This window comes from Roseovarius tibetensis (assembly GCF_050896375.1).
Lineage (GTDB): Bacteria > Pseudomonadota > Alphaproteobacteria > Rhodobacterales > Rhodobacteraceae > Roseovarius > Roseovarius tibetensis.
On record NZ_JBPBBB010000067.1, the window covers coordinates 1 to 10204 of the forward strand.

A 10204-nucleotide genomic window follows, 5' to 3' on the forward strand; every position below is an offset into this window, starting at 1 on the left:
GGGGAGACGCAGCCGGTTGCATGGCGCTGCATTCAAACGCGCATATGATGGTGGTAAGATTGGTGGGATGAATTTCCTGATTTGGAGAAAATCAATAAATTTATATAACCATAAAGTGAAGTGGCGGACCGAGGATCCGACAGGGCATTAAGGAATAGTTCGCAAGCGTTTGATAAATAACAGGATTATGTTTTTCATGTCACGCTAAATGTATAGCGAAATGTATTGCAAGTCCAGCTGCCATTGCGAAGCATGACAAGATGATTATCGCACCTCGCTCACGTCACAACCGATTACAATGCCTTCCGAAGGGCGAACGTGCTTTGGTTTCATGCCGAGGGAAGGGGAAGGGCGTCCCCCGAGGCGAACATCAGACATCAGGCCATCTCTTGGACGATCTCCGGCCAACGTCTATCGGCGCCTGCGATGAAGCCGGGAATGTCGGACTCCCACTTGCGCTGGATGTCGTCGTTGAAGTTCAGATAGAGCTTGTCGTCCACGATGGACCAGTTCTGCGGCTGGGTGCTGTAGAGCTTGCCGCGTGCGGCCACGGCCCAGGCGCAGAAGCCGCCGTATTGCGGTTCGAAGCGCTCGGGCGCGGCGAGGAACTCGTCGCGGTTCTTGGCATTGACAAACCGCCAGCGCGCGCCTTTCCACTCCGCCTCGAAGGCCGCGGCACCGGTCACCGGACGACCTTCACGAAAATAGGCCACCGGATCGGTGCCGCGTATCGCCAGCCCATCCTCCGAGAAGATCGGTGTCGGCGGAAGCTCCTCGAAACCGGCCAAGCGTTCAAGGACGCCACTCTGGAGGGCCAGAGCCGCACCGGCGATGGTGAGTGTCGCGCCGCCGGCGATGATGAAGTTACGTTTTGTCAGCACCGTCATTGGATGATCTCCCTGTCATATTCTTGGGGGAGTATGTCGCGCTTCGAGACGTCGACAAATTCGAAATCCGCCCGGCATTACGCATCGTGATGATGGCGTGAGAAGTGGCGCGCGGCGCTTGCCACGCGACCGTCCTTTCACGCGCCTCACGCCCGGCAAGCGCCGGTTGATGGCATTCGTGGTGCCGCACTCCTGTCTACAGCAGAGATCTGACCCACGACGCCAACACGACCTCGACAATGCTCTCCCAGACGCCGGACCAGTTGGACCGGATGGACCGAATGAACCAAGAAAGATGTTTGTTTTCACGCTGGTCCAAGTGGTCCAAGCGGTCCAAGCAAATTTCATAGGTTTTCAACGACAATGCGTCCACCGCCTCGGCATACATGAATGCCTCGGCCCACCCGCCGGTCACGATGTTCAACAAACGCGGGAAACGCACACCATCCTGGGATCTCTCATCCTGCCGCACATCCCCATGCACGCATTTCTATAACAGATGCATGCAGCATGTGCTGCGTCACACAGGAGAGAACAACAATGACCAAGAAACCGTTCGAGGACACCCGCCTCGCGAAATATGTCGAGCGCCGCATTCTGGAGCTGAAGCCGAAGAAGACCCAGGCCGAGATCGCCGCGCAGTGCGGTTTCGTGAACCCGAACATGATCACGATGATCAAGCAGGGCCGCACCAAGGCGGCGTTCGATCGCATCCCCGCCATGGCACGGGCTCTGGACGTCGATCCTGCCTACCTGATGGGTCTCGCGCTGGAGCAGGCGATTGAGAAGACCGCGGCCGCGGCGGTGATCGAGGTGTTCGGCGATCCGATCACTGACAACGAGCTGGCCTGGGTCAAGGCCATCCGCGAGGCCTCGGGCAACAGCGATCCGCGCCTGACCAGCCGGTCGCAGGCGGCGATCAACACGGTGTCCGGGAAGTGAGATGATGGAGCATATAGACGCAGACCTGATCCTGACCGAGAACGAGCGCGCCTGGCTGGACTTACTGCGTATCATCGCCATGGGCCGTGACCCGGGCATCACTCCGCGCCGTGTGCGGCTGCTGCGGCGTGTTTGCGAACCCAGGCGGGCATAGACGAGTATAGGTGGGACGGGCACCAGGATCTCGGCGGGGAATGGCTGGACTGCCGCTCTTCGCTGGATCCCGTGGGAAGTTTACCGAGAAAGTTCTCAGCGATCAGTAACGGATGGTCCGAGTGCATCGCGTTTCAGGGAAAGCTGCGATGCAGACCAGCGCTCACGTTGGACCGTCCCGCACTCAGGCAGCCGCGGCCTCTTCCCGCAGATCTGCCAAGACCTCCGCCGCGATTTCGAACGAGCGGACCCGTGCGCCGTGGTCATGGATCATTCCGGTCACCATCAGCTCGTCCGGCCTGAAGGTGTCGATCAGGCTGCGCAGCCGGTCTCTTACCGTCGCTGCAGAGCCGGTGGCAGAGCATGACAGGGCCCGCTCCACCTGGGCCAGGACCGGCGCCGGGATCTCGCGGTCGACGTCACGGATCGGATGGGGAAGCTTGCCGGGTGTGCCAGTGATCAGGCGCGCGAAGGCCAGGAGTTGCGAGGAGCGCAGGAACGCCGCCTCGGCATCTGTGTCGGCCGCGCAGACCCCGGCTGCCATCATCACATGCGGTTTTTCGAGGTGATCAGAGGGCCGGAACGTGCTGCGGTAGACCTCCAGCGCCTGTTCCAGCATCGCCGGGGCGAAATGCGACGCAAAGGCATAGGGGAGCCCCAGATGGGCGGCAAGCCGCGCGCCGTAGAGACTGGACCCGAGGATCCAGACCGGAACGTGGGTGCCGGCCCCGGGAATGGCGCGCACGGGCGTGGCGTCGGGCATGTCGCCGAAATACCCGATCAGTTCCCGGACGTCGTCGGGAAAGCTGTCGTCGGGGGCCATGTGTCGGCGCAGCGCACGGGCCGTGGCCATGTCGGTTCCGGGCGCCCGACCCACGCCGAGATCGATCCGCCCCGGATGGAGCGTTGCGAGGGTGCCGAACTGCTCGGCAATCACCAGCGGCGCATGGTTGGGCAGCATGACGCCACCGGCCCCGATCCGCATCGACCGTGTCGCGGCGGCCACGTGCCCGATCACCACGGCGGTTGCCGCGCTCGCGATCCCCGGCATGTTGTGATGCTCGGCCAACCAGAAGCGGTGATACCCTGATCGCTCGGCGGCGCGGGCGAGATCGACGGTGCCGGCCAGCGCATCTGCGGCGGTTTTCCCCTCGGGGATGGACGACAAATCGAGAAGCGAGAAATTCTGCATGGCGATCTCCTTTGAGTCGCAGGTAACCATTCCGGGCGGTCTGGCCAAGGTCATCTGGCTTAGCGCTCCGAACGAGCGCAGCCTGAAGAGCGCAGCGGATCGCGTGATGCGCGCACCTGGCCCAGTCTGGTCGTTGTAAGACGTGTGCGGCTGTTGGGGGGGGGCGAGCCCTGGATCCGGCAGACGCGCCGGGCACACAGCTCACAATTGCAACTTGGGTTCCCAGCCGGTCGCAGAGCTTGACCAGGGGTTCCGGCGTGAGCACGGTGACCTCCTCCGGTGGTTTCGCGTCCGCGTCCTGGTAGCCCGAGAAGCTCCATTGCAGGAAGGCCCCATGCCAGGGCAGGATCGGCTGATCCTCGCCGGCAATGATCGTGCCGGTCGGGGGGAGATCCGTCAGCCTCGATCTGAACGTGACCTTCTCCTGCCTTCGAGTATCCCAGTTGATCCAGTAGTCGTCGGTTGGGCCATGAGCAAGTTTGTGAAAACCATGGTCTCTGCCACGTCTCTAGGAGACGGCACGTTTGCGTTAAGCTTGCGCACGTCGCCCACGAACCCCGCCTCTTTTGCAGATATCTTTCGAAACTATGCCGGTCTCGGATAAACTGTGTGAGCGATTGCAACTGTCGTGTTTTTACTCGACATGAGTGACGAAAATTGTTCGGGGGCCATAGGCCGGTTCAGGAGATAGCCTTGAAATGTTTTGCACCCCATGGCGATGAGGCGCTCATGCTGCATCTTGGTCTCCACCCCCTCGACAGTCACCGCTACTCCAACTGCGCGGGCCAGTTCGAAGATTGCCCGCACCAGATGATCAGATTCGTCGTCCTGGCCGAGGCGAGCAACGAAGGATCGGTCGATCTTGATGGAATCGACCCGGTAATCACGAAGATACTGTAACGACGAATCGCCGGTCGCGAAATCGTCCAGCGCGATACAGACGCCATCGGCGCGCAATTGCCCGATCTTTTCTCGGATGCCACTGTCCGGATCCAAAATTACCCGTTCTGTTAGTTCGATTTCCAGGCGCGTCGGTGCAAGCCCGGTATCGCGGAGCGTTTTCCGAACTATCTGGACAAATTCGGGATTTCTAAGTTGCACTGGTGACACGTTGACGGCAATTTTACCGAGACTGGAGCCGACGACAAAGTGACAGGCCGTTTCCAGAACCCATTGGCCAAGCTGATTAATGAGCCCGCGTTCCTCGGCAACCCTGATGAAAATTTCGGGCGAAAGCGTGCCATGATCAGGATGATCCCATCGGCAAAGCGCCTCGGCACCCGTCACCTGGTTATTCTCGTCGCAGATGGCCTGATATACGAGGCTGAGGCCTTTGCCCGTCTCCAGCGCCGCGCGCAGGCTGTGTTCAACCTTGTTGCGCTCGTGTTCGGCTGTGCCCATCTTCGGCTCGAACAGGGTATAGCGGCCCTTTCCTTCGGACTTTGCCCGGTAGAGAGCGATATCCGCGCGGCGCATAAGATCGTCCCAATCGCCGTCCTCCGGGCACGCACGCACCGCGCCGACGCTGGCCCCGATGCTGCCGGTATGACCCAGCAATTCATACGGGCGAGACAGATGATCGACGATCCGCGCGCATAGACGCCGCAAGTCATCCTCATCGACAACGTCGCGCAGGAGGATCATGAATTCGTCCCCCCCGAACCGGGCGACGGTATCGCTTCCCCGCACCAGATCGACCAGACGGCTGCCGACCTGCCGGATCAGTTCATCCCCCGCCGGATGGCCCAGCGAATCGTTTATCAGCTTGAACCGGTCGAGATCGATAGCGACGAGGGCGACCGGCTGACCGCTGCGCGCCGTCGCGTGCATGGCCTGCGTCAGGCGATCCTCAAACAGCGTGCGGTTTGGAAGACCGGTCAGCGCGTCATGATGCGCCAAGAACCGCGCCTGCGCCTCGCTGACCTGCAATTGCCCCGAAACACGCAAAAGGCGACGCACCACCCAGAACAGCGCCAGCACCCCGAGCAGAAAGGCGGAAACAAGCACGGGCAGCATCCTCTTGAAAAGCACCGTGCCCGGTTGTTCAGGTTGCCAGCTGAGCCAGGCGACCGCATCGCCAGCGGGATCGGTCACCGGGACACCACTCCGTCCGTATTCGGGAGGCACGGCCCCGAAAGCCACGCCCTGAAGCTCGATCGGCGCGCCGATCTCCTGCGCAAGGTCAGCATCGAGGTATTGCACCGCGACATGCAATGCTTCCGTGCCCGGCACTTGCGTGGTATCCCCGGTGTCCGGAATGACGGGAACCACGCTGACAATGGCTGCCACGTCATCGAACCGTAGTGGCGCGACGACCGACACGTCGGCAAGTTCTTCATGCGGATCGTCCAGCCCTTCGCTTGCCTCTTCCATGGCCGCGCGAAGCTGCGTGACGAGCGGTGCAATCTGGACGGCGCGTTCGGCGAATGCGCTGGCAGAGGCGGGTGCAGCCGAGATTGCCGCGTAGATCGGTCTGTTCTCCCGATCCAGAATATAGGTTTCGTCGTGGCCGAAATATTCCTGCATCCAGACGCCGATATTCTCGTCCATCCACTCGCGGTCCCGGGCAGTGGTTCGCAGGACGGCCTCGTCCCAGATCGTGACGCTGTGCTGATCGTTTGTCAGGTCCTCGATTTCCGCGGCGAGATTGCGCTCGGCAAAGCGCGCCTGCCGTTCGGCGGCCGTTTTGTCGGCTATGTTGACCGCGTTATGAGCACCAAGCAGCAAACTCATCGCTCCGACGAAAGTCAGGATGAGCAGCGAAGTGACGATCTGGATCGATAGCGACTTGGACCGGCTTGAATTCATCTTATGGGCCCCCTCGCAGGCGTGACGTTCCCAAAAACGCAGGCCTGATGTCGGTAAGTGGCTCGGAAATATGGAGTGAGCTCATGTTGAAGACATTTTCTTTTTATGTCAGGGAGCACAAGTGCTGACAGATCTGAGGTTGGCGTCATCCGTAGATAGGCTCCGGGTCATGCTCCTTGGCCTGATCTTGCTAAGCGGTATTTATATAAAAAACAGATGATCATTAACGGCCGTTAGGGTATCGGATGGTGCCGCACACAGTAGCTGTCCGTGTGGCCTGCCCTTTCGGCCAGTCTTCGGCAGTCGTCTGCGAGGCAAATACAGCATCTGGAGAGTGGGTTTGGCTGGTGCAGTCGGGATCTGAGACCTTACCCGACTGTTTTCAATGTCCGCGACCGCGATGTCGCGGTTCCTGCGCAATGATGAGACACGCAACGCCTCGTCGTGATCTGCAACATGATCGCGCAAGCGCGTCCACAGATGACAAGGAGGGCCAAACTGTCGGCACCCGACCTCGAGGGCCGCGGCGAGGAATGGCTGAGCTTTCAGGCCTGGCCGGATCCCATGGAACGTCTCACGAGAAGATTGTCGGCGATCGGTAACGGAAGGTCAGCGCGCATGGCGGTTTCACGCAAAGCCGCGATGCAGTCCAGCCGTCGCGCCGGACCGTCCCGCGCTCAGGCGACGACGGTCGTTTCGCGCAGAAGCGTCACCAACTTCTGCGGATATCTCCTCGCTCATCGCCGTGCGTTCCTGTTAATCGGCGCTCGCGCCGCCATCGACCGGAATCAGCGCTCCGGTCATGTATCCAGCGGCATCCGACGCAAGGAATGCCGTGACGTTCGCAACATCTTCGGGCGTGCCGACACGTCCCATCGGGATCGTGGCACCGATGGCGGTCAACCTATCGGCCCGCGCCGCGCCGATGATGCCGGCTGCCAGCATCGGGGTGTCGGTGTCGCCAGGGCAGACCGCGTTGATGCGGATGCCTTCGGAGGCGTGATCCAGCGCCATGCAGCGGGTCATCTGAGCCACCGCCGCCTTGGACACAGCATAGGCCACAGCCCCGCGTGCGCCTACCAGCGCCCAGTCGGAGGCGACATTCACGATTGCCCCGCCCTTCACGCGCAGCGCAGGCAGCGCCGCGCGCGACAAACGAAAAACCGCGCTGGTGTTCACATCCAGAATCCTGTCCCAGTCTGCATCCGGGGTTTCCTCGGCCGTGCCCTGGGTCAATATCCCCGCGTTATTAACCAGCACATCCAGCTGGCCAAAGCTGTCCAGCGCGGCCTTCACGATCCGTTCCGATGCAGTGCGGTCCGACAGGTCGGCTGCCATGAAACGCGCAGGCATGCCATCGGCGATCAGGCTGTCGGCCAGCGCCTCACCCTCAATCTGACGCCGCCCGACTAGCAGCAGCGCGTGTCCCTGTGCGGCGAGGGCCCGTGCTATCGCGACCCCGATTCCCGACGTTGCCCCGGTGACAATCGCGCAGGTTTTGTAGTGCCGGGTCATGGAATTCCTTACGTCGAGTTCGCTCAGCAGTTATATTTTTGATCGCAAAGAACGCCGGCATAGCTTCAAGGTAGATAGGAGCGCACAGGGACGAAGGCGTCTGGAAGGGTTCAGAAGCCTGCCGCATAGCCGTCCTTGCGTGGATCAGACCCGCCGCTGAGAAGTCCACGGTCATGATCTATGAGAATTGCCTGACATCCTCCGAGAGGATCTTGTGAGACGCGCAATCGGTGCCCCTTGTCCGATAGATCCCGCAGAATCGATGGCGGCAGGCTGCGTTCGACCTCGACCTCCGCACCGGTGGCCAGAAGCCTCGGCATGTCGATGGCCGCTTGTAGATCCATGCCGTAATCAACGAGGTTGGAGATGATCCGGGCATGCCCGAAAGGCTGGTAGTCTCCGCCCATGACGCCGAAGGACAGCCTGACGCGATCGCCTTCGGTCGCCATTCCCGGCATGATCGTGTGCATTGGACGCTTCCGGGGGGCAAGCGCATTGGGGTGCTCGGGGTCGAGCGTGAAGGAATTGCCGCGGTTCTGGAACAGCACGCCCGTCTCGGGGCAGAGGATACCGCTGCCGAAGGAATCGAAGATCGAATTTATGAAGCTGACCGTGTTCAGATCACGGTCGACGACGGTCATGTAGACTGTCTCCGAGGTCGACAGCCCGAGCGGGCCGATATCCTGCATGGCATGATCGGCGGAAATACATGACCGCAGTCCTGCGGCCCACTCCTTTGACAGGATCGCATCCAGCGGGATATCCATTGCGTCCGGATCGGCGATGTGCCGGTCCCGCATGGCATAGGCAAGTCGCCCGGTCTCGATTTCCAGGTGAAGACGTTCCGCCGATAGCGGATCGAGCGCGGACATGTCGAACCCTTCCAGCAGGTTGAGCATCACCAGCGCAGTGATCCCCTGATTGCTGGGCGGCACCTGATGGATGTCGAATGTCCGGTAGCGGGTCTTTGCCGCTGTGACGTAGTCGCCCTGCACGCCGTGAAAATCCGCCTCGCTGTGCAGCCCACCATGGGCCTGCAAGGTGCGAAGCATGGCGGCGGCCAGCCGACCCTCGTAAAAGGCGCGCGCGCCCTGTGGCGCGATGGTCTCAAGCGTGTCGGCCAAACGCTCCTGCCGATGAATGTCGCCCTCGGCGGGCACTTGGCCCGAGGGCAGGAACAGCGCGCGCGTCGCCTCGCGAGCCCCCAGATGGTGCCTGGCGCGCTGCCAGTCATGCCGCACACGCGCATGGACAGGATAGCCGTCTCTTGCGTAGCCAATGGCCGGAGCGAGCAACCGAGGGAACTCCATCCGCCCATGATCGGCATGTAGCTGCCCCCAACCGTCGACCGCCCCCGGCAAGGTCACAGCATGAACGGAATCCTCCGGGACCCTCGTGAGGCCCTCGGCGCGCAGGCTCTCGATAGTGGCTGCGGCGGGGGCCCGGCCGGAGCCGTTGAAGGCGATGACCTCTGCGGAGCCTGCGGGGCAATAGAGCGCGAAGCAATCTCCGCCAATCCCGGTCATCTGCGGCTCGACCACCGCCATGACCGCCGCGCCGGCGATTGCCGCGTCAATCGCATTGCCGCCGTCGCGCAGCACGTGGATCGCGGTCTCGGTGGCAAGCGGGTGCGAAGTGGCCACCATCGCATTACGGGCATGGACGGTAGAACGGCCGGGGAAGTGGAAATCACGCATATTGTCTTCTTTCATTCCGTTTGTGGGCGCATCGGGGCGCGCTGCCCATCGTCACGCCGGACTTGGTTGATCTGCCGGATGATCTGCATGTTCTCGCGGGATGAACGGACATGCGCGCGCGGCCACGACCGCCGCGCGCGCATCCCGCGCCGTCACCGCTGCCACGATGGCGCGATGCTCTTCCACGGCCAGCTTCCATTGTTCTATCCAGCGCACCTCGACCCAGAGAGCGAGTCGCAGCTGATCGTAAACGCGCTGTGTGATCTCCTGGAGGGCTTCGTTGCGTGTCATGTTCAGGATTACCTCGTGCACCTTGAGCCCCAGTTCCAGCTCACGGGCATAGACGTCGGGGGTTCTCTCATGCACGAGGTCAAGCGCCTCGATCTCTTCCATGACGGCGGCGAGCCGCCTCATGTCATCTTCGTTCGCTGTCTCCACCGCAATCTCGGCGGCAAGCGCATCGAGCCCTTCGCGCACAACGAGCAGGTCGCAGACCGCATCGACATCGAGATTGGCAACCGAGTAGCCGCTATTCGGCTGGCTGACCGCCAACCCCTCGCGCTCCAACCGGTTGAGCGCCTCGCGCAGCGGCGTGCGGCCAATATCGAACTCGCGCATGAGCCGGGCTTCGGACAAGCGCTCTCCACGTCTGAGCTGACCATGGAGGATGCCCTGCTTCAACGTCTGATACGCTTTCTCCCGCAGCATGCCGCGCGGTGTCGGGGTGCCGTTCCGGGGATGCTCTTCGGTGAGGTTCGTCATCGCGTCAATCCTTGGGCAAGTGCGGTGCGCGGAGCGGTCGAGGGTTGCAGATGCAGGCTGAGCCGCCTTTCCACGCGACGCGCCATGAAGATGAAACCATATACCAGAATGAGATAGAGAACCGCGGCAAGGCCGAACGCCTCGTAGAATGTGAAGTGCCGCGCCCCGATGGGGTCGTGTCGCGAAGTTGGTTGAAATTTGAATGTGGCGTAATCTCCGGGTGACTCGAAACCACCCAATCCGGCGGC

7 protein-coding genes and 1 pseudogene are annotated in these 10204 nt (G+C 61.7%); 1 reads left to right on the forward strand and 7 read right to left on the reverse strand.

Features of this window, described 5'->3' with window-relative positions; genetic code table 11:
- Positions 1–377: 377 nt before the first annotated feature.
- Positions 378–887, reverse strand: a complete 510-nt coding sequence (locus tag ACROSR_RS19425) for a YHS domain-containing (seleno)protein (RefSeq protein ID WP_432687541.1) — start codon at positions 885–887, stop codon at positions 378–380.
- 540 nt (positions 888–1427) lie between these two features.
- Between ACROSR_RS19425 and ACROSR_RS19430 the strand changes: the two genes are divergently transcribed.
- Positions 1428–1829 carry a helix-turn-helix domain-containing protein gene (locus tag ACROSR_RS19430; RefSeq protein WP_432687542.1) on the forward strand — a complete coding sequence of 134 codons (402 nt, stop codon included), beginning with the start codon at positions 1428–1430 and terminating at the stop codon, positions 1827–1829.
- Positions 1830–2166: 337 nt separating this feature from the next.
- Here ACROSR_RS19430 and ACROSR_RS19435 read toward each other — a convergent pair whose 3' ends face one another.
- The 6 genes and pseudogenes from ACROSR_RS19435 to ACROSR_RS19460 form a co-directional block, all read right to left on the reverse strand.
- Positions 2167–3174, reverse strand: a complete 1008-nt coding sequence (locus ACROSR_RS19435) for an LLM class flavin-dependent oxidoreductase (protein WP_432687543.1) — start codon at positions 3172–3174, stop codon at positions 2167–2169.
- Positions 3175–3759: 585 nt separating this feature from the next.
- On the reverse strand, positions 3760–5982 hold the full coding sequence (locus ACROSR_RS19440) for a putative bifunctional diguanylate cyclase/phosphodiesterase (RefSeq protein WP_432687544.1): 2223 nt from the start codon (positions 5980–5982) through the stop codon (positions 3760–3762).
- Positions 5983–6738: 756 nt separating this feature from the next.
- Positions 6739–7497 carry an SDR family NAD(P)-dependent oxidoreductase gene (locus tag ACROSR_RS19445; RefSeq protein ID WP_432687545.1) on the reverse strand — a complete coding sequence of 253 codons (759 nt, stop codon included), beginning with the start codon at positions 7495–7497 and terminating at the stop codon, positions 6739–6741.
- Between the two features lie 110 nt (positions 7498–7607).
- The gene (ggt, locus tag ACROSR_RS19450; RefSeq protein ID WP_432687546.1) at positions 7608–9143 is read right to left on the reverse strand and encodes a gamma-glutamyltransferase; all 1536 of its coding nucleotides are present in this window, start codon (positions 9141–9143) and stop codon (positions 7608–7610) included.
- A 102-nt stretch (positions 9144–9245) separates the two neighbouring features.
- Positions 9246–9956, reverse strand: coding sequence for a GntR family transcriptional regulator (locus tag ACROSR_RS19455; RefSeq protein ID WP_432687547.1), 711 nt, complete (start codon positions 9954–9956; stop codon positions 9246–9248).
- Positions 9953–10204, reverse strand: a pseudogene (locus ACROSR_RS19460) (hypothetical protein); the annotation flags it as partial. The gene ACROSR_RS19455 and the pseudogene ACROSR_RS19460, both read right to left, overlap by 4 nt.